The sequence below is a fragment of the Clostridium sartagoforme genome (genome assembly GCF_004794105.1).
Classification (GTDB): domain Bacteria; phylum Bacillota; class Clostridia; order Clostridiales; family Clostridiaceae; genus Clostridium; species Clostridium sartagoforme_B.
Genome location: NZ_SRYR01000001.1, coordinates 1519518 through 1539767, shown reverse-complemented (window position 1 = coordinate 1539767; position 20250 = coordinate 1519518). Strand labels below are relative to the sequence as shown.

17 protein-coding genes are annotated in these 20250 nt (G+C 28.2%); 13 read left to right on the top strand and 4 right to left on the bottom strand.

Annotation, left to right across the window (positions count from 1 at the left end):
* Positions 1 to 697: 697 nt before the first annotated feature.
* Complete coding sequence (locus tag E5347_RS06965; protein ID WP_136005810.1) at positions 698 to 1240, bottom strand: hypothetical protein; 543 nt, start codon at positions 1238 to 1240, stop codon at positions 698 to 700.
* Between the two features lie 401 nt (positions 1241 to 1641).
* Here E5347_RS06965 and pyrB point away from each other — a divergent pair, with 401 nt between their 5' ends.
* The 7 genes from pyrB to E5347_RS06930 all read left to right on the top strand — a co-directional run bounded on the left by pyrB (position 1642) and on the right by E5347_RS06930 (position 8057).
* Positions 1642 to 2562, top strand: coding sequence for an aspartate carbamoyltransferase (pyrB, locus tag E5347_RS06960; RefSeq protein ID WP_207670452.1), 921 nt, complete (start codon positions 1642 to 1644; stop codon positions 2560 to 2562).
* A complete protein-coding gene (locus E5347_RS06955) occupies positions 2563 to 2994 on the top strand; it encodes an aspartate carbamoyltransferase regulatory subunit (RefSeq protein ID WP_136005807.1) in 432 nt (143 codons plus the stop codon).
* 18 nt (positions 2995 to 3012) lie between these two features.
* Positions 3013 to 4209 carry a dihydroorotase gene (locus tag E5347_RS06950; RefSeq protein ID WP_136005805.1) on the top strand — a complete coding sequence of 399 codons (1197 nt, stop codon included), beginning with the start codon at positions 3013 to 3015 and terminating at the stop codon, positions 4207 to 4209.
* Positions 4210 to 4218: 9 nt separating this feature from the next.
* On the top strand, positions 4219 to 5094 hold the full coding sequence (gene pyrF / locus E5347_RS06945; protein WP_136005803.1) for an orotidine-5'-phosphate decarboxylase: 876 nt from the start codon (positions 4219 to 4221) through the stop codon (positions 5092 to 5094).
* Between the two features lie 13 nt (positions 5095 to 5107).
* Positions 5108 to 5845, top strand: coding sequence for a dihydroorotate dehydrogenase electron transfer subunit (locus tag E5347_RS06940; RefSeq protein WP_136005801.1), 738 nt, complete (start codon positions 5108 to 5110; stop codon positions 5843 to 5845).
* Positions 5846 to 5865: 20 nt separating this feature from the next.
* The gene (locus tag E5347_RS06935; RefSeq protein WP_136005799.1) at positions 5866 to 6765 is read left to right on the top strand and encodes a dihydroorotate dehydrogenase; all 900 of its coding nucleotides are present in this window, start codon (positions 5866 to 5868) and stop codon (positions 6763 to 6765) included.
* 449 nt (positions 6766 to 7214) lie between these two features.
* Positions 7215 to 8057 carry a hypothetical protein gene (locus tag E5347_RS06930; protein ID WP_136005797.1) on the top strand — a complete coding sequence of 281 codons (843 nt, stop codon included), beginning with the start codon at positions 7215 to 7217 and terminating at the stop codon, positions 8055 to 8057.
* 269 nt (positions 8058 to 8326) lie between these two features.
* Here E5347_RS06930 and E5347_RS06925 read toward each other — a convergent pair whose 3' ends face one another.
* Together E5347_RS06925 and E5347_RS06920 are read right to left on the bottom strand one after the other, a co-directional pair.
* Positions 8327 to 9727 carry an alanine/glycine:cation symporter family protein gene (locus E5347_RS06925; protein WP_136005796.1) on the bottom strand — a complete coding sequence of 467 codons (1401 nt, stop codon included), beginning with the start codon at positions 9725 to 9727 and terminating at the stop codon, positions 8327 to 8329.
* A 237-nt stretch (positions 9728 to 9964) separates the two neighbouring features.
* The gene (locus tag E5347_RS06920) at positions 9965 to 12640 is read right to left on the bottom strand and encodes a transglycosylase domain-containing protein (RefSeq protein ID WP_136005794.1); all 2676 of its coding nucleotides are present in this window, start codon (positions 12638 to 12640) and stop codon (positions 9965 to 9967) included.
* A gap of 107 nt (positions 12641 to 12747) precedes the next feature.
* Between E5347_RS06920 and yunB the strand changes: the two genes are divergently transcribed.
* Entirely contained in the window at positions 12748 to 13404 is a 657-nt protein-coding gene (yunB, locus tag E5347_RS06915; RefSeq protein WP_136005791.1) for a sporulation protein YunB, read from the top strand.
* Positions 13405 to 13586: 182 nt separating this feature from the next.
* Here yunB and hpt read toward each other — a convergent pair whose 3' ends face one another.
* The gene (hpt, locus tag E5347_RS06910; RefSeq protein ID WP_136005789.1) at positions 13587 to 14114 is read right to left on the bottom strand and encodes a hypoxanthine phosphoribosyltransferase; all 528 of its coding nucleotides are present in this window, start codon (positions 14112 to 14114) and stop codon (positions 13587 to 13589) included.
* Between the two features lie 245 nt (positions 14115 to 14359).
* On the opposite strand from hpt, the gene E5347_RS06905 reads away from it, so the two are divergent.
* The 5 genes from E5347_RS06905 to hflX all read left to right on the top strand — a co-directional run bounded on the left by E5347_RS06905 (position 14360) and on the right by hflX (position 20140).
* Positions 14360 to 15133, top strand: coding sequence for a GDSL-type esterase/lipase family protein (locus E5347_RS06905; protein WP_168354917.1), 774 nt, complete (start codon positions 14360 to 14362; stop codon positions 15131 to 15133).
* A gap of 4 nt (positions 15134 to 15137) precedes the next feature.
* The gene (locus E5347_RS06900; RefSeq protein ID WP_136005786.1) at positions 15138 to 15614 is read left to right on the top strand and encodes a DUF4358 domain-containing protein; all 477 of its coding nucleotides are present in this window, start codon (positions 15138 to 15140) and stop codon (positions 15612 to 15614) included.
* Between the two features lie 22 nt (positions 15615 to 15636).
* Positions 15637 to 17040, top strand: a complete 1404-nt coding sequence (locus tag E5347_RS06895; protein ID WP_136005784.1) for an MBOAT family O-acyltransferase — start codon at positions 15637 to 15639, stop codon at positions 17038 to 17040.
* Between the two features lie 16 nt (positions 17041 to 17056).
* On the top strand, positions 17057 to 18223 hold the full coding sequence (locus tag E5347_RS06890) for a DHHW family protein (protein WP_136005782.1): 1167 nt from the start codon (positions 17057 to 17059) through the stop codon (positions 18221 to 18223).
* Between the two features lie 120 nt (positions 18224 to 18343).
* Complete coding sequence (gene hflX / locus E5347_RS06885; protein ID WP_136005780.1) at positions 18344 to 20140, top strand: GTPase HflX; 1797 nt, start codon at positions 18344 to 18346, stop codon at positions 20138 to 20140.
* Positions 20141 to 20250: the final 110 nt, after the last annotated feature.

Sequence of the window (20250 nt, the reverse complement as noted above, 5' to 3'; positions counted from 1 at the left end):
ATTGACCCGTTCACGGGATCGCCGGTAAAAAGTAGCAAATAGGAAAACCACCCGATGAGGGTGGTAGCTGAAACTGTTTTGCGATTGGCAGTTATTCAGAGCACGAGTAGTGCCGCCAGTATCATGCCCTTATAGGGCTTAATCAAGCCACCAGCTAAGCTGGTGGTACATGACTACGATATTATATAAATGAAGAAATAAATATAGAGAATGAAGTGTCACAGTGAAATTTTGTAAATTAATATTGAAAATTCTAATATAAAAAAATAAAATATATTTAAATAATACTTGGTAACAAGTATTATGGTTGAAAAATTCCCCGAAAAATAAAAATAGCACTTAATGTTTTGCATGCATTAGGTGTTATTTTTATTGATGATTTAAAATATTCATTTATAGGTTAATTATAGACAATAATATTATGTTTTATATAAAAAGGGAAATGTTCGAAATTACTATTTTTATAATCATTTATTTTGTTAAGTATAGTTATTCGTCAAAAAATCGTCAAAAATTTGGATTTAAAAATTTTTCATATTAACTTGCTACATCTTTCTAATGTAAATTAAAAAGCCTTACTAGAACTTTGATTCTAGTAAGACCCAAATATAATTTAATCTTAGATTAATAGGGAACTAAGATGTTTATGAGAAAATATTTTTATAAATAATTATATTACAGGAAGGTTAATGATTAACTATATGGTTATATCATCAACATTTACTGGAACAGTAACATTATCATTACCAGCAGTAGAAGATAAAGCATTTTGATTATCGTTGGAAGCCCCAGCAGCAGAACCAGAGGCAGAACCTGCAGCAGCACCAGCGGCTGTAGTTTCAGTTTCGCTTTCAGTGGAAGTAAGCCCATTAGTTACTGTAATATTAATATTGATTGGCTGGCTATTTGTAGTTGTATCTGTGTCTGTAGTTTCTTGGCCTTGAGATTGAAGCTGTAACTGAGCTTGCAATTGCGCTTGAAGCTGAGATTGTAATTGGGCCTGAGCTTGAAGCTGAGCCTGAAGCTGTGCTTGTAGTTGTCTTTGTTCTTGTTCCTGACGTTGTAATTGAGCTTGAAGTTGTTTTTGTATTTGAAATAATAATGCTAAATAATTATTTAGATTATTATTAGTGTTATTACTCTTATTTAAATTATTTATATTTTGGGTATTAAAATCATCATAAATATTATCAAGATAAGAATCATATTTAGAAGTATCATAATTTTTATTCTGTGACATATAGATCCTCCTTTATCTTTAATTTTAAAATATAGATTTAGTGTTCTTGATATAATTTATAATATGTAATTTAATATGTAAGTGATACTAATCTAAATTGAATAATTATTTAAAAGTAACATAAAAATTTAAGTTAAATTAAATGATTAATATATATAATATAGAAATTTATTGCTAAAGATTTATTGACAACATTGTATAGAAGTGGTATTCTAATGAAAACGAAGACCTTTAACTTAATCCAGAGAGATTAATAAGGGAGATTTAGGTATTAATAAATACTACAGGCTTATTATGTCTTCCTTAAGTTTAAGGAAGGCTTTTTTTATGTGACTTATATATTAATTATAACTTATAGACCTTTAAATTTAACACTGAGATGTTAATAAGGAGTGATGAATATGACAAAAAAACATTTAATTGACCCAATGGATTTTTCTAAGGAAGAATTAGAAGAAATATTCAATTTAGCACATCAAATAATAGCAAATCCAAAAGAGTATTCTAATGTGTGTGATGGAAAGATATTAGCAACTCTATTTTATGAACCAAGTACTAGAACAAGATTTAGTTTTGAAGCTGCAATGATGAGACTTGGAGGAAAGATACTAGGTTTTTCTGAACCTAACTCAAGCTCAACTGCAAAGGGAGAAACTTTAGCGGATACTATTACTATGGTATCAATTTATGCTGATATAATTGCAATGAGACATCCTAAAGAAGGTGCTGCAAAACTTGCAAGTATGTATTCAGAGGTTCCTGTAATTAATGCAGGAGATGGTGGTCATCAGCATCCAACTCAAACACTAACTGATCTTTTAACTATCAAATCACTAAAAGAAGGATTAAATAATCATGTTATTGGAATATGTGGAGATTTAAAAAATGGAAGAACTGTTCATTCCTTAATTAAAGCTATGTCAAGATATGAAGGAACTAAGTTTATTCTAATATCTCCAAAAGAGCTTTCAATACCAACATATATAAGAGAAGAAATTTTATTAAAGAATAATGTGGAATTTAGAGAAGTAGAAAAGTTAGAAGATGTAATAGATGAGTTAGATATTCTTTATATGACTAGAATTCAAAAAGAGAGATTCTTTAATGAAGAAGAGTATTTAAGATTAAAGGATAGTTATATATTAGATGTAGAAAAGATGAAATTAGCTAAAGATGATATGATAGTTATGCACCCACTACCAAGAGTTAATGAAATAGATATAGAAGTAGATAAAGATAAGAGAGCATCTTATTTTAAACAAGCTGAGTATGGAATGTATGTGAGAATGGCATTAATTGCAAAGCTTTTGGAGGTGGTTTAGATGTTAGAAATAACTAGTATAAAAAATGGGTTAGTAATAGACCATATAATGGCTGGAATGGGAATAAAGATTTTTAACTATTTAAACTTAGATAAGGTAAATAGTCAAGTTGCTTTAATTATGAATGTAGAGAGTAAAAAGGCATGTAAAAAAGACATCATTAAAATAGAAAATATCATGGATATAGATTATACAATATTAAGCTTATTATCACCACACTTAACTATTAATGAAGTTAAGAATGGAGAGATAGTAAGAAAAATAAATCCTGAACTACCTGAAAGAGTAGTTGATGTTATTAAATGTAACAATGGGAATTGTATTACTACTGAAGAGAAATATGTTTCACATACCTTTAATTTAATTAATGAAGATAAAGGAACATATAAGTGTGATTTTTGCGACCATATAATGAAATTATCAGATTTATAAAAGGTATGAGGTGAAATTATGAATATATTAATAAAAAATGCTAGAGTAGTAGACAGTTCACAAGATTTTAATGGGGATATTTTAATAGAAGATGGAATCATTAAAGAAGTTGGATTAGATTTAAGTAAGGAAGGTATAGAAGTAATAGATGCAAAGGGCCTTACTGTAATGCCAACATTTATAGATACTCATGCTCACTTTAGAGAACCAGGGTTAACATATAAGGAAGATATAGAAACGGGATCTAGAGCTGCTTTAAGGGGAGGATATACTGGAGTTTGCTTAATGGCAAATACTCAGCCAATCTGTTCAAGCAAAGAAGTTTTAGAAAGAGTTAGAAATAGAGAAAAAGAATTAGATTTAGTAGATTTACATCAATGTGTATCTGTTACTAAAGGATTTAACGGAAAAGATCTTAGTCATTTAGATGACTTTGCTTCTGATGAAAGACTTAAGGCAATTTCAGATGATGGAGTTGGTGTTATGGATTCAGAAATAATGTATGAAGCAATGAATAAGGCTAAGGAAAATAACTGGATTATTATGTCTCATGCAGAAGATAGAGGGTTTTCTGATATAGATATGACTATGGCAGAAAATATTATGACTTTAAGAGATACATATTTAGCTAAAGAAACAGGTGCAAGACTTCATATGTGCCATGTAAGCACTAAAGAGGCTATAAGCTATATAAGAGAAGCTAAAGAAGAATATGATAATATTACTTGTGAAGTTACACCACATCATATTTGCTTAACTAAGGAGGTTAACAACTATAGAGTTAATCCACCTATAAGGGAAAGAGAAGATGTAGACGCAATTATAAAAGCAATTAAGGATGGGGTAGTAGATTGTATAGGAACAGATCATGCACCTCATACAAAGGATGATAAAGAAAAAGGATCACCAGGAATGGTTGGACTAGAAACATCCTTCTCAATATGTTATACTTCTTTAGTTAAATCAGGGGCTATAACATTAAATAGATTAAGTGAAATAATGTCTAAGAATACTGCTAAAATCCTTGGAATGAATAAAGGATTAATAAGTCCAGGATTTGATGGGGATTTAGTTATTCTTAACTTAGACAAAAAGATAAAAGTAGATTCTAATGAATTCCATTCAAAGGCTAGGAATACTCCTTTTGAGGGAATGGAGTTTTATGGAGAAGTTAAAATGACCATAAGAAAAGGAAAAGTACTATATAAAAAATAGGAGGACAATATGAAGAGTATTATTGTAGATAAGTTATATAAAAGGGTTGAGGAAAGAGGAGTAGTATGTGTTGGACTAGATACTGCTTTAGAATATATACCAGAACACTTATTTGAAGGAAGAAGTAATGTAGAAGCTATAGTTGAGTTTAATAAGCAAATAATAGATGCAACAAATGATGTAGCAGCATGTTTTAAAGTGCAAATTGCATATTATGAAGCTTTAGGAATAGATGGAATGATAGCTTACAAAGAAACATTATCATACTTAAGAGAAAAGGATGCAATAATAGTAGCTGATATAAAAAGAGGAGATATTGCTGCAACAGCAAAGCAATATGCAAAGGCTCACTTTGAAGGAGATTTTGAAGCTGACTTCATAACATTAAGTCCTTATATGGGAATGGATAGTATTGAACCATATGTACCTTATATGGAAAAGGGAACTAAGGGAGTATTTACATTAGTTAGAACTTCTAATAAAGGTGCAGAAGATATAGAAATGTTAAAAACTGAAGATGGAAGAGATGTTTATAAGGTAGTTGGAGATAAGCTTAAAGCTATTGGAGATTCAATAGTAGGTGATTGTGGATATTCAGCTATAGGTGGAGTAATAGGTTGTACTCATGTAGAAGAAGGAATTGAAATTAGAAAAAGATTTGATAATATGTTCTTCTTAATTCCTGGATATGGTGCACAAGGTGGAAAGGCAACAGATGTTGCTATGTATTTAAATAATGGTAACGGAGGAGTTGTTAATTCTTCTAGAGCTATACTTTTAGCTTATAAGAAGCAAGAAGGAAGAGAAAAAGAATTTGCTCTATGTGCAAGAGAAGAAGCTATTAGAATGAGAGACGAAATAAGAGAAGCTGTAGAAAATATCTAGGGGGATGAGAACCATGGCTTATACTAAATCTAAGGTTTTATTAAATGAGAGAATAGTTGACAATATATATAAGATGGTAGTGGAAGATAATAATGAAGTAAAGCCGGGACAGTTTTATATGTTGAAACTTGAAGGTCAAACTTTACTTCCAAGACCAATAAGTGTATGTGAAAAAAATGAAGGAACAATAACTTTTCTATATGCTGTAGTTGGACAAGGAACAAAGGAATATGCAGTATTAGAAAAAGGCGATTATATTAACTTAACAGGACCTCTTGGAAACGGATTTAAGATAGATGAGAACCTAGGTAGAGTAGCCTTAGTAGCTGGAGGGATAGGAACTGCTCCAATGCTAGAAGTTGCAAAAAAGCTTAGAGAAAATAATAATGCAAGCAAGTTAGATTTATATGCAGGATTTAGAGATGAAGTATATTTAATTGAAGAGATAAAAGAGTATGCAGATGAAGTATATTTAACTACTAATACAGGTAAATATGGTCATAAAGGTTTTGTAACAGATGTGTTAAAGCCTGAAAACTATGATGTTGTATTATGTTGTGGACCTGAAATAATGATGAAAAAAGTTATTGAAATGTGTAAGGAAAAGAATGTTAAAATACAAGTTTCTATGGAAAAACATATGGCTTGCGGTGTAGGGGCCTGTTTAGTTTGTACTTGTAAAACTAAGGATGGACATAAGAGAACATGTAAAGATGGTCCAGTATTTGATGGCTATTATGTAGAACTTTAAAATCAAAGGAGGCATTTAGAATGTTAAAGGTAAATATAAATGGAGTAGAATTTAAAAATCCAGTAATTGCAGCTTCAGGAACCTTTGGTTTTGGAGGAGAGTACAATGACTTTTATGACGTTGGTATACTTGGAGGAATATCATCTAAGGGGTTAACTTTAAATCCTAAGGATGGTAATGAAGGAATAAGAGTATATGAAACGCCATCTGGAATGATGAACTCAGTAGGACTTCAAAATCCAGGAATAGATAAATTTATAAGTGAAGAACTACCAAGAATGAAAACTTTAGGTACTAATATTATAGCTAATGTTGGTGGCGGATGTATGGAAGATTATGAAGAAGCTATTGAAAGACTAGTTGGAACTGATATAGATATGATAGAACTTAATATATCATGTCCTAATGTTAAGTCTGGGGGGATGGCCTTTGGAATTAAATCAAATGTAGCTTATGATGTAGTATCAAAGATTAAGAAAATTGTAGATAAGCCACTTATGGTTAAGCTTTCACCAAATGCAGAAGATATAGTAAGAATGGCAGTAAGCTGTGAAGAAGCAGGGGCGGATTCAATTTCTTTAATTAATACATTAAAAGGCTTTGCTATAGATCCATATAAAAGAAAGCCTATATTTAATAATGGATATGCAGGACTATCAGGTCCAGCTGTAAAACCAATAGCTTTAAGAATGGTACATGAAGTATCAAAGGCAGTTAATATACCTGTAATAGGTTTAGGTGGAATATCTTCTGGAGTAGATGCAATAGAATTTATGATGGCAGGTGCTACAGCTATTCAAATAGGTACTGTTAACTTTGCAAATCCAATGGCAGGTAAAGAAATAATAGAAGAAATGGAAGCATTTTTAAAGAGCCAAGGAATTGAGGACATAAATGAAATTATAGGTTGTATAAAGTGATTCTTATCTTCAGGTGGAGTTTTTCTTAAAAAGTAGAGAATCAAAATCTTGTATTTTGTGTGAATCACTTTCACAGAGTGCAGGATGCCTATTCCATCTGAAGGTTAGAAAAACTAATCCAGGCGCGTAGCAGTGCTTAGCTCCCACTTATAGAAGGTGGGAGTGTTAGCAATTCTAGCTATCGGATAAAATAAAAAAATATAAAGGTATATTTGTAAGGTAAAATATTAAATTAGTAGGAATATAATTTATATTTTAAAGGTAGAAAGTGGATATAGGTAAGTTTTAAATTACTTAATGTAAAGTAATGAAATAAGAAAACTTACATATGTCCATTTTTATTTAAATTATGCTTTATATTATTATGCAAATAGGTTAAAATATAGAGAGAAAATAATAATTCATTGTATTAAAAATCTAAAGGTTTTTATATATGTAAGGAGGATACAATGAGACCTAAGAAGATAAGCATAATTTCAAGTATTATAGTTGTTATTTTGATAGTACTTATAATAGTCTTAGTAAGTAGAATTCTTAATAAAGATAATAAGGAAGTAAAGGTTGCTAAAAACTTTATTGAAGAACTTTACGATGAGGATATTATTAATGTCGAATATGGATTTAAAGCTTCCATTGAAGAAGATGCATTAAATAAAGCTACAAGTAAAAGTTCAAAAATTAAATATTCTGTAATGATTGGTAGTTACGCGGTAGATATAGATAAGGACTATAAAGTTTTAGGCTTTTCAAATAAGAATATTCCAGCTGTAGTTAGTGAGAATCCTCCTAGGATTACATCAGAAGAAGCAGTTTCATTGGCTAAAAGTTATTTAAGTAAATTAACTAAAGATGAGTATTTATTTAAAGAAATTAAAATAGAAGAGGGTTTACAGTCACCAATTTATAATATTAATTTTTATAAATTAAAAGATGGACACCCTTATTATAAACAGGATATAAATATAATTATTAATAATAATACTGGAAAGCTAGAGGGATATATTAATTATCCAATAGGAGACATCAAGTATATAAATGATATTAATATTGACAAGAAGGAAGCTAGAAGTATTTTAGACAGCAATTATAAAACATTAGGATTAGACTATAAAGTACAAAATGATCCTATGCTATTTTATATTTCAGTTTCTGATAATGAAATGGTACTAGCATATCAGTTTAAGTGTAAAGTTACTAATAAAGATAATAAAGAAGAAGATAGTACTACTTTCATTAGAGCAGATAATAAAGAAGTAGTTAACTTTAATTTAGAATTAACAAAATTGAATTAGATATTTTTATAATTTAGAATATGAAGGATAGATAGTTAAATATAATTATCTATTCTTTTTTAATAATGAAACTGTTGTTAAAACAGTCAATAAAAACTTAAAATTTAAAATAAATAATCGTTGATGCAAGTCCAAAGCAATAACATCAACGATTATTATTATTATTATTATTATTATTATTATTATTATTATTATTATTAACTCCTTCAGGAGTTTTTCATTAATTTTTCATTATTTATTCTTAATTTTACATTGTGCGCCAGTACTATCTATTTCCATTCAGTTACTTCATCATTAAGCTCTGGAATTGAAGAAGATTTAAATACAGGATTTTTAATTCCAGCCTTCTTTTGAGTAGTATAATCCTCTAATGCTTTAAAGGCAATTTTACTAAGTAGTACAATAGCTATTAGATTAATTACTGCCATTAATCCCATAAATACATCAGCTAAATTCCATACTATATCCATGCTTACAAGTGAACCAAAGAATACCATTAAAGTGACAGATATTCTGTAAATAGATAAGTATATTTTTTTATTAGTTATAAATTGAATATTTGCTTCACCATAATAATAATTACCAACAATAGAACTAAAAGCAAATAATAATATACATAGTGAAATAAAAGTATTACCCCAAGATCCTACTTGTGAACTAACTGCCAGTTGAGTAAGTTCAATACCTTTAATGCTTCCATCAAGTGGAACACCAGATAATAGAACTATAAATGCAGTACAACTACAGATAATAAGGGTATCTGTAAATACTCCTAGGGTTTGAATAAAACCTTGATTTACAGGGTGAGAAACAGTAGCAGTTGCAGCTGCATTTGGGGCAGAACCCATTCCAGCTTCATTTGAAAATAATCCTCTTTTAATACCTTGCATTAGAGCTGCACCTATAGAACCACCAACAACTTGATTAATACCAAAGGCATTCTCAAATATTAATGAAAGAACACTAGGAATAGCAGAAAAGTTCTTTAATACTATAAACAAAGCAACTAATATATAAGCTATAGCCATAATAGGAACTAAGACGCTTGATACGTCGGCTATTCTTTTAACACCACCAAAGATTATTATTATTGTTAGTATAGTTAAGATAAGACCAATAATTTTAGTATCAAACCCAAAGGAGCTATTTAGTGAAAGAGCAATAGTATTAGATTGAACTGAGTTAAATACAAGTCCGAAGGATATAGTAATTAATATTGCAAAAATTACTCCCATCCACCTTTTTTTAAGACCTTTTTCCATATAATAAGCTGGTCCGCCTATAAAGTTAGAGCCATCTTTTTCTTTATATATCTGAGCTAAAGTAGATTCTATAAAGGCTGAAGCAGAACCAATTAACGCTATAAGCCACATCCAAAATATAGCACCAGGTCCACCTATAGCTATAGCGGTAGCAACACCGGCTAAATTACCAGTACCAACTCTAGAAGCCGTGCTTATACAAAATGCTTGAAAGGAAGAAATAGTATCCTTACTATCTTTAGACTTAGCTCCATCTCCAAGTAGTCTAAACATTTCTTTAATATTTCTAAATTGAACAAATTTAGTTTTAAAGGTAAAATACAGTCCAATGATTATTAACATCGCAATTAATATATAAGTCCATAATACATCATTGAATGTCAAAATTAAGTCATTTAATAATTTCATATAACAATTCCCCTTTTCTTTAGTAAAAAATTATCTAATAGATATAATATAATAATTATAATAAAAATGCAAGAATTGAATAAGAAATATTCATAAAAATGTTAAAAAACAGGTGCTTTTAGGTGCAAATCAATATAAAATGAATAAGTTTAAAGGTTATAATTCAATAGTAAAAATGATAAAAAAATAAGGATGAATATAATCATCCTTATTACTTATAAATATTATTTAATATTATTAACCATTATTTTCAGTGTTATTATCATTTTCATTTCCGTTACCATTTTCGCTATTATTACCACTAGCTCCATCGCCAGGTTCTCCTGGAATATCAACCTCAAGTTCTATAGTTATGGTATCACCTTTTTTAGCTTTATTAGTAGAAATGGATTTAATTGTTCTATTTTTTGAGTCGTTATTTTTAATTGTGACATTTACACCTTTAGATTGAAGAATACTAACTGCATCATCAGCATTACTTCCTACCTTAATACCTAAATCAGATAATTTAAATTCTTCATCATTTACTTGTGGTTTACTATCATCCTTTTCAGTTGGAAGAACATATTGAGCATCTGCTGTGTTTTTATTTGAGCTAGTTTTCTTAATAAAAACTTTTTCTACAATTAAATTTTTAGGTGTATTTTCAGTAGCTAACTTATTATTGTTTTTATTTACTTTAGCTGTAACGTGAACATCACATACACCACTAGGTTCAGTCCCTGAAATAAACATTTCAGAATATGCTCTAGAGCCTCTAGGATCTCTAGCGCAAAGATCTGTAGCTTTCTTACCAGAGTCCATACAAATAGTAGCTGTAGTAATTCCACCAGGATTTCCATCAAATTCTTTATATTCTAAGTTAGCATGTATTGGTGCCATCATAGCTCCCCATAATGAAGCTGCAGATGAACTGTAACTTGCTCCACCCATTGGCTCACGGTTGTCATATCCAATCCACACAGCACCTGAATAATAAGGTGTAAGTCCGGCAAATAGGAAGTCAGTAACAGAGTTAGTAGTTCCTGTTTTCCCAATTACAGGCATATTAGAAAGTTTTGCTAAAGCACCATCAAAGGTCAATGGGCCCTTAAGTAAATCTCTCATAATATAAGCTGTTTGTGGTGAAAATATTTGTTCTTTATTAGGATTAGCTTCTAATAATATTTTACCACTACCATCTATAACTTTAGTATATAATGTAGGTTCAACTCGTACACCATTATTACCAAAGGTACCAAAAGCAGAAGCTAGGATAAATGGATTACCACCATCGTAAGTACCATCTGAGTTTTCACCAGTAAATTCACCAAGGGATAGTACAGATAATGTCTTTGACTCTGGACCATAAATTAATCCTAGTTTTTCTGCATAAGAAAGACCAGTTTCAACACCTAACTTATCTTCAACCATAATAGTAGGTACATTTTTAGATAAAGCAAGGGATTGCCTAGCAGTAATATATCCTGAAGATTTAAAGTCCCAGTTTTGAGGGTTCCATCCAGGATATTTAGCCTTAATTGAATCAGGCAATAAGGCATCATCAAAAACAGTACCTGCTGTAATAGCCTTAGTGTCAATAGCAGGTCCATAAACAGTTATTGGTTTAGTTGTAGAACCTATTGATCTTAGAGCATCATAAGCTCTATTAGTAGATCTGGCTGGTTGATCACCTCTACCACCAACTAATACTTTTACCTGACCAGTTCTATAATCAATAATTGATGCAGCAGCCTGTAACCTTAAAGTTCCTGTATCATCAGTAACTTCTGGGTTTGCGTATATATCAAGTTGTTTAATACTATTTCTATCATCTAATACTGCTTGGGTAGAATCTTGCATAGCTCTATCCATAGTAGTATAAATTTTTAGACCTCCAGTAGAGAATAATCTATCTACTTCTTCATCTGTATATTTATATGTTTCCTTTAAATCTTTTCTAACTTGATCTATTGCAGGATATACAAACCATTCATAGTTTATCTTGTAAGTAATAACAGTTTGAGAAAATGCAAAGCTATTTGCATCAGTAAAAGCATAAGCTTCATCATATTCTTCTTGACTTATCTTACCTAGTTCCTTCATTTTCATAAGAACAGTTTTAGTTCTATCTAAGTAAATTGTAGGATCTTCTACATTATCAGGATAATATGGACTATAAGTTGTAGGGGCTTGAGTTAAACCAGCTAAAAAAGCTGACTCAGCTAAATTTAAGTCCTTTGCACTTTTATCAAAGTAATATTTAGAAGCAGCCTCAACACCATAAACCCTTCCTCCAAGAGGAATAGTATTTAAGTAGGCTTCTAATATCTGATCCTTACTTAATTTTTTCTCAAGACTTAATGAAAGATAGATTTCTCTAACCTTTCTTTCTATTTTTACATCATTAGTAAGTAATGTGTTCTTAATTAATTGTTGTGTTAAAGTGGAACCACCTTGGATATTTCCTTTGCCTGTTACATAGGTTATTGCTGAGCTTAAGGCAGATCCTATAGTTCTTTTAAAATCTACACCACTATGCTTATAAAAACGTTCATCTTCAATTGAAACATAAGCATCTTTTAAGTATGGTGACATTTCATCTAGTGTTATTTTATATCTTTCTTCTTCTGTAGGTAAATTGTCTATATAGTTTCCTTCGCTATCAAATAGCATTGAAGGCTCGTTTAAATTTAATACCGCATTAACATCTAATGGGTCAGTGCTTTTAATAATTGCAAATATATAGCCAAGTCCCACAACAAAGCATAAAAGACCAGCAATTAGTATTCCAAGAAATGTTCCTTTCAATATTTTTTTATATTTCGGTTGATTTTTATCTTTTTTATTCTTTTTATTTCTTTTGCTATTGTTTGCTTTCTTTTTAACATTAGCTTGGCTTTTTTCTGATCTTGAAGTTTCTTTATTAGCCATTTGTTCCTCCCTCATAATCAATAATTATTTAATGGTTTGAAATAAATAATATAGTTTATTATAGCATATTTATATAAAGAGTAAAATAATAACTCTAGAAGGTGCCTATGAACTATTATACAAAAAAACCTAAAATGCGATTTGAAATTAAACACCCTAAGACTATATTGGCTATTATTGCCATATTTATTTTATTTAATTCCATAATATACCTATTTAATAAAAATATTTTACCAGCGGTATTATCTATAGGGGAAGAGAGGATGAAAAGAGAGGCTACAGAAATAATTAATGAAACAGCATTAGATATTTATTCAAAGGATTTTAATTATGAAGAAGTTATAATTACAGATAAAGATAATGAAGGAAATATTACAATGCTAAGAGCTGATACTGTAAAACTAAATTACTTATCTTCAAAATTAGTATTAGAAGCTAATAGAAGAATAGGTGAGCTTGAAGAAATTGGGTTAGAGGTACCTTTAGGATATATGACTAAGAACTTAGTTTTTTATAATTTAGGGCCAGATATAGGTGTGAAAATGACCCAAGTTGGGAATATATCTAGTAGTTATGAATCTATTTTTGAAAGTGCTGGTATAAATCAGACAAGACATAAGATATATTTAAATGTAAATATGAAGATGAAAGTTATAGTTCCATTTAAAAGTGAAGAAGTAGAAGTAGTAACTCAAATTCCAATATCAGAAACAATAATTGTAGGTAAAACACCGTCAACGGCAATAGACTTAAATAAAAACTAAAAAATGTGCTACCGCACAATGAAAAATTAAGAATGAATAATGAAAAATTAATGAAAAAACTCCTGTGGGAGTTTTGGTAATTAGAAGAAATTAAATTTTGTAATTTGGAACAAATTACTTCCTTAATTGCTAATTGTTAAATGTTAATTGTTAACTGAAAAAAAGCTGCTAAATGCAGCTTTTTATTTACTTTCCCAGTTAAATACGTACGGTACATTTCTGTAGTAACTTTCATAATCAAGACCATATCCAACTACAAATAAGTCTTCAATTTCAAAACAGCAGTAATCTGGTTTTAAATCTACTTTTCTTCTAGATGGCTTATCTAAAAGAGTACAAGTCTTAACAGATTTAGCACCACGACTTTTAACATAGTTAATTACAAATTCCATAGTATATCCAGTATCTATTATATCATCAACTATAAGTACATCAAAACCTTCAATATTATCAGGGATATCATTAACAACTTTAACTTCTCCAGTACTTTCTTCACCGTGACCATAGCTTGAAGTTGTCATAAATCCAACTTTAGCTTTTAAATCTATAGCTCTAAAGATATCGGCTCCGAATATAAAGCTTCCTCTTAATAAAGGAAGTACATAAAGGTTTTTATCCTTATAATCTTCTGCTATTACCTTTCCAAGTTCATCAATTCTATTTTTTATTTCACTTTCAGTAAAAAGTATGTTTCTTTTTTTGTCATCCATTAGATTAATCCTCCTAAAAATATGATGGAAAAAGCTTATATATTTATGTCTAATTAAATTTATTATAAATTTAATATTACATATTTTCATTATATTTGCAACTTTATTTTAGGCATTAAGTCATATTAAAGTAGTAAAGTTATATTTAAAATAACAAATATGTATTTACTATGTAATTATTTTGTAACTTTTTAAAAATAAATGTAAGTATAATTTTATTATAAATTAATATGAGGTGTTTATATATGAAGAGATTGATGCTAATTTTATTAAGTATAATATTAATTTTTATAAGTATAAGAGGAGTTTTTTTTAGTTCTATCATGATTAATGATAATAAAACAATTAATAAAGCTGTAGAAGTTTTAAATAATAATAATGATATTGAAACTGTTAAAAATAGTATTAAACTAGAAAAAGAAAAATCTAAAGATAAAGAAAAAATACAAGTTTCTGAAGAAATTAGTTTTTATCAGTTATATAAGAATACTGTATTTTTAGGTGATTCAATAACAGAAGGATTAATAGATTATGAATTAGTTAATGAGTATAATGTTATAGCTGAAAAAGGAGATAATGTCAAAGATGCAATTAGTAAAATAGATAAGATTAAGCAAATAAATCCTGAAATTGTAGTTCTTTTTTATGGCATGAATGATGTAATTGAATTTGATGGTTTAAATGAAAATTTAACAGAAGATAAGTTTAGAGAAACATATATAAGTTTAATTAATAGCATAAGAAGTGAATTACCGAAAGTAAAAATATATGCAATTTCACCTACAGATGTAATGAGTAATGCCATAAATACTAACTATAGATTAACTAATGAAAATATATATAAATTTAGAAATATTATCAAAGAGGTTTGCGCTGAAACAAATGCAACATATGTTGATGTAAATTCTAAAATTAGTAACAGAATAGATTTATATGAGGGAGATGGGATTCATTTTAAATATGAGTTTTATAATATTTGGCTAGAGACGTTAAAGGAAAGCATTTTGATAGGAGAGTAAAAGGATGATTAGAGGGAAATATTCAAGGATTTATATTATTGAGATATTATTTGTAGTATTAATTTTTATTTTAGCTTATCCATTTTTAAAAGAAAAGGAATTGAATATAGATGCTCTAAGTGAGGATATTAATAAGATTATAACTGAAGATTATAAAAAAGGTACAATAGATGATTTAAGGAAAATATATGGTGTTTCTATAAATGATATAAATAACTATATATTTTATAAATCTGATAATAACATGAATCCAAAAGAAATTTTAGTTTTAAATTTTAAAGATGAGGATTTATTAAAAGCTAATAAAGAAAATATAAGTAAAGTCATAGATAATAAAAAAAGTAGTTTTAAAGATTATAATGCTGATGCATATTCACTTTTAGAAAGTAGTATTTTTAAGATTAAAGGTACAAATTTAATATATATAGTTAATGAAGATAATAAAAATATTGAAAAGATAATTAATAAACACTTTAGATAAAGTAAAAAATGAGGTAATAAATATGGTTTTTAGTAGTTTAGCTTTTATTTTTGTATTCTTACCTATAGTATTATTAGTTTATTATATTTCACCTTATAAATATAAAAATATAATATTATTAATTTTTAGTATTATATTTTATACATTAGGTGAACCAAGATATATATTTTTAATAATACTTAGTATGATAGTAAATTATATTTTATCAATATTAATTTATAAAAATAGATACAATATCGAAAAGAAGAGGTTAATTCTTTTTACAATTACATTGATTAACATAGCTATACTGGTATTTTTTAAATATTATTCTTTTATTATAGAAAATATAAATATAGTTTTTAATGTTAATTTAAATGTAAGAGAAATTTCTTTACCATTAGGAATATCATTTTATACTTTTCAATTAATATCTTATATAGTAGATGTTTATAAAGGCAAAGTAATTCCTCAAAGTAATATAATAAAGTTTTCTTTATATGTGCTAATGTTCCCACAACTTGTAGCAGGGCCTATTGTAAAGTACTCTGATATAGAAAAAGAAATAGAATATAGAAAAGTAACCATATATAAATTTGGACAAGGTGTTGAAAGGTTTATTATTGGATTAGCCAAAAAAGTTTTAATAGCTAATAATTTAGGAGCTATTTGGATGGAAGTAAAGAGCGTTAATATTGATAATTTATCATTATTAGCAGCTTGGATAGGTATAGTAGCATTTACATTGCAGATATATTTTGATTTTAGTGGATATTCAGATATGGCAATTGGACTTGGGAAAATGTTTGGGTTTGATTTCTTAGAAAACTTTAATTATCCATATATGTCAAAAAGCATAACAGAGTTTTGGAGAAGATGGCATATTTCACTTGGTAGTTGGTTCAAGGAGTATTTATATATTCCTTTAGGTGGGAATAGAAGAGGAAATTTAATTCAATTAAGAAATATTATTATTGTATGGCTAACAACTGGATTATGGCATGGCGCAAGCTGGAACTTTATTGTTTGGGGACTTTATTTTGGCTTCATACTATATTTTGAAAAGTTCTTTTTAAAAAAGCTATTACATAAGTTACCTAAGTATATATGTCACTTATATACAATGATAATTGTTACAATAGGATGGGTATTCTTTGACGCTAATAATTTAAGCTCAGCAATTGAATATATAAAGGTAATGTTTGGATTTGGACATGTTACTGTTGACAAATTAGGGGCATATTTAATTAGTACTAATATAATATTAATTATACTATCCATAGTGTTAGCAACGGATATTCTTAAAAAGTCTATTGAAAATATTATGAAGTTCTTTAAAACGAAGGATTTAGTACTAATAGTATTTATAGAGTTTATTATATTTATTGTAAGTATAGCTTATTTAGTATCAGAAACATACAATCCATTTTTATACTTTAGATTTTAGAAATAGGTGAATACATATGAAAAGTTATAAAATGAAAAATAATAAATTTGTTAAGAGAAATATTAAGAAATTTAATGAAAGTTATTTCTTGTTATTATCATTTATCTTTATATTGGCATTAATATTTTTTGTAATAGCAAATTTTATAAGCTTAGATAAAAATTTTTCTGAGGTTGAAAATAGAAATTTACAAAGTAGACCTAGAATCCTATCAGAAAATTATACAGAAAACTTAAATAGTTATGTTGCAGATCAATTCTTTAAGAGAACAAATTTTATATCATTTAAATCAAGAATTGAATTGATGATAGGGAAAAATAAAATAAACAATGTTTATATAGGTGAAGATAATCAGTTATTTGAAGATTTTAAAATAACATCAAATGAGGATTTATTTAATAAAGTAAATGTTATTAATGAATTTAAGAAATTAAATACAGATTTAAATATTAATTTTATGTTAGTACCAACTGCTACAAGTATTCTAAATGATAAATTGCCAAAGTATTCTCCAGTTGATGATGAGATAGAATATATCAAAAAAGTAGAAAGAAATTTATCAGAAGATATCAACTTTATTACAGTACATGATAAATTAGAACAATACAAAGATGAATATATTTATTTTAAAACTGATCATCATTGGACATCTGAAGGGGCATATTTAGGATACAAGGCTTTTTGTGAAGCCACAGGAATAGAAGCTACTAATAAAGAAGAGTTCAAAAGCATAATAGCATCCAATGACTTTTATGGCAGTCTATCTTCCAAGATAGGACTCTATGGGTTAGGTAAAGATAAACTGAAAATATATATTCCTAATAACAAGAATATATTAGTTAATTATGTTACTGAACAAAAAAAGGAACCAAGTTTATTCAATAGTGAAAAACTTTATAACAAAGATAAATATCAGGTTTTTCTTGATGGAAATCACCCACTTATAGAAATTGAATCAGACAAAAATACTGATAAGAAGATATTGATAATAAAAGATTCATATGCAAATAATTTTATCCCTTTTTTAACAGAAAATTATGGGAATATTTCTCTTATAGATTTAAGGTATTATAAAGATTCTGTTTCAGAGTATTTAATTAATAATGATATAAAAGAAGTACTTTTTCTATATAATGTTAATACTTTTAATGAAGATGACTCAATTTTTAATTTAGTAGCTTAGAGGATAAATACTTGACAATAACTTATAATATAAACATAATTAATACAAAGTATAGAGTGCCAATGCATAATTAATGTTTTGTGTGATGGACTTAATATATTATAAAGTAGGGTGATATAAATGATATTTGGTAATACTGAAGGAGTAAAGAAGACCTTTTTAGATGAGCTTGAAGGCTTATATAGAGCAAGGGTATTAAAAGATGAGGTTTGTAGTGAAGAGATAATTCAGACTATATCAAGAATTTCTTCTAATATAGAAAGAGAAGTTAGTCTTGCTGTAGATAGAAGAGGAAAAGTTGTATCAATTACAATAGGAGACTCAACATCTGTAGAAATAGGAATGATTGATATTAGAGAAAGAAGACTATCAGGAGTTAGGGTGATTCATACTCATCCAAATGGATATTCTAATTTATCAGCTTTAGATTTATCAGCTTTATTAAAGCTTAAGTTAGATGCTATTGTAGCTATTGGAGTATATGATGGTAAAATAACTGATTATTCTCTTGGAATGATAACAATTACTAATGATTTATTAGATTATGAAGAAAAGTTAAATTTATCTTTAAATGAATTACTTTCTATAAATATTTTAGATAAGATTCAACATATTGAAGGTTTAATAAAGGAAAGAGAAATAACAGAAGATAATGCAGAAAAGGCTATTTTAGTTGGATCTGATACTAAAGAAAGTTTAGAAGAATTAAAGGAATTAACAAAGGCTTGTGATATTCCAGTATTAGATATGGTATATCAAAGTAGAAGTAAAGTAGATCCAGCCTTTTATATAGGGAAAGGTAAGGTTTTTGAAATAGCATCATTAAGACAAAGTAAACATGCTAACTTAATAATATTTGATGATGAACTTTCAGGCTCTCAAGTTAGGAATTTAGAAGCTGCCTTAGGAGCAAAGGTTATAGATAGAACTACATTAATACTAGAGATATTTGCAAGAAGAGCTAGAAGTAAAGAAGCTAAGATTCAAGTAGAATTAGCACAGCTTAAATATAGAATGAGTAGATTACAAGGTTTAGGTACTATGCTTTCAAGAACAGGTGGAGGAATAGGTACTAAGGGACCGGGAGAAAAGAAGTTAGAAACTGATAGAAGACATATTAAAGAAACTATTTATGATTTAAATGATGAATTAAAGAAAATTAAGAAGACTAGAGAAGTTCAAAGAGAAAAGAGAAATAAAGAAAGTATTCCTAAGGTTTCTTTAGTTGGATATACTAATGCAGGTAAATCAACTCTTAGAAATAAACTATGTGATATTGCAGCTCAAAAAGAAGTTCAAGGAAAAGAGAAGGTTTTTGAAGCTGATATGTTATTTGCTACATTAGATATTACTACTAGATCAATTATCTTAAAAAACAAGGGAGTTGTAACTATAACAGATACAGTAGGATTTGTTAGAAAGTTGCCTCATGATTTAGTTGAAGCTTTTAAGTCTACATTAGAAGAAGTGATTTATTCAGATCTTTTATGCCATGTTGTAGATGCATCTTCAGATAATGCATTAGAGCAAGTTGAAGCTGTAGAAGAAGTTCTTGAAGAATTAGGAGCTAAAGATAAGGATACTATATTAGTTTTAAATAAAATAGATAGGGCTTCAGAAGAAAACTTAGATTCTATAAGAGAAGCTACTAAAGAATATGAAACTATAGAAATATCTGCAAAGGAAGGTATTAACCTAGATGGTTTATTATCTTTAATTGAAGAAAAACTTCCTTATAAAATGAAGAAATGTGAATATTTAATTCCTTATGATAGAAGTGATATAAATTCATATCTTCATAGAAATGGAAGAGTTTTAGAAGAGGAATATAGAGATAATGGTAGTTTTATGGTAGTAGAAGTTGATGATGAAAGCTACAATAAGTCAAAAGACTTTGTAATAAATATACTACAATAGGTCATAAATTAAATAATGCTGCAATGAAGGTTAGACTTTATTGCAGTTTTTTTATATAATAAACTGTAATAATATAGGTTTCAGTATATAATTTTTATCTTTAGTAATTG

Bases quoted from the DNA above. Each gene is read 5' to 3' on its own strand.
- E5347_RS06965 (WP_136005810.1), bottom strand. From the start codon at position 1,240: ATGTCACAGAATAAAAATTATGATACTTCTAAATATGATTCTTATCTT.
- pyrB (WP_207670452.1), top strand. From the start codon at position 1,642: ATGACAAAAAAACATTTAATTGACCCAATGGATTTTTCTAAGGAAGAA.
- E5347_RS06955 (WP_136005807.1), top strand. From the start codon at position 2,563: ATGTTAGAAATAACTAGTATAAAAAATGGGTTAGTAATAGACCATATA.
- E5347_RS06950 (WP_136005805.1), top strand. From the start codon at position 3,013: ATGAATATATTAATAAAAAATGCTAGAGTAGTAGACAGTTCACAAGAT.
- pyrF (WP_136005803.1), top strand. From the start codon at position 4,219: ATGAAGAGTATTATTGTAGATAAGTTATATAAAAGGGTTGAGGAAAGA.
- E5347_RS06940 (WP_136005801.1), top strand. From the start codon at position 5,108: ATGGCTTATACTAAATCTAAGGTTTTATTAAATGAGAGAATAGTTGAC.
- E5347_RS06935 (WP_136005799.1), top strand. From the start codon at position 5,866: ATGTTAAAGGTAAATATAAATGGAGTAGAATTTAAAAATCCAGTAATT.
- E5347_RS06930 (WP_136005797.1), top strand. From the start codon at position 7,215: ATGAGACCTAAGAAGATAAGCATAATTTCAAGTATTATAGTTGTTATT.
- E5347_RS06925 (WP_136005796.1), bottom strand. From the start codon at position 9,727: ATGAAATTATTAAATGACTTAATTTTGACATTCAATGATGTATTATGG.
- E5347_RS06920 (WP_136005794.1), bottom strand. From the start codon at position 12,640: ATGGCTAATAAAGAAACTTCAAGATCAGAAAAAAGCCAAGCTAATGTT.
- yunB (WP_136005791.1), top strand. From the start codon at position 12,748: ATGAACTATTATACAAAAAAACCTAAAATGCGATTTGAAATTAAACAC.
- hpt (WP_136005789.1), bottom strand. From the start codon at position 14,114: ATGGATGACAAAAAAAGAAACATACTTTTTACTGAAAGTGAAATAAAA.
- E5347_RS06905 (WP_168354917.1), top strand. From the start codon at position 14,360: ATGAAGAGATTGATGCTAATTTTATTAAGTATAATATTAATTTTTATA.
- E5347_RS06900 (WP_136005786.1), top strand. From the start codon at position 15,138: ATGATTAGAGGGAAATATTCAAGGATTTATATTATTGAGATATTATTT.
- E5347_RS06895 (WP_136005784.1), top strand. From the start codon at position 15,637: ATGGTTTTTAGTAGTTTAGCTTTTATTTTTGTATTCTTACCTATAGTA.
- E5347_RS06890 (WP_136005782.1), top strand. From the start codon at position 17,057: ATGAAAAGTTATAAAATGAAAAATAATAAATTTGTTAAGAGAAATATT.
- hflX (WP_136005780.1), top strand. From the start codon at position 18,344: ATGATATTTGGTAATACTGAAGGAGTAAAGAAGACCTTTTTAGATGAG.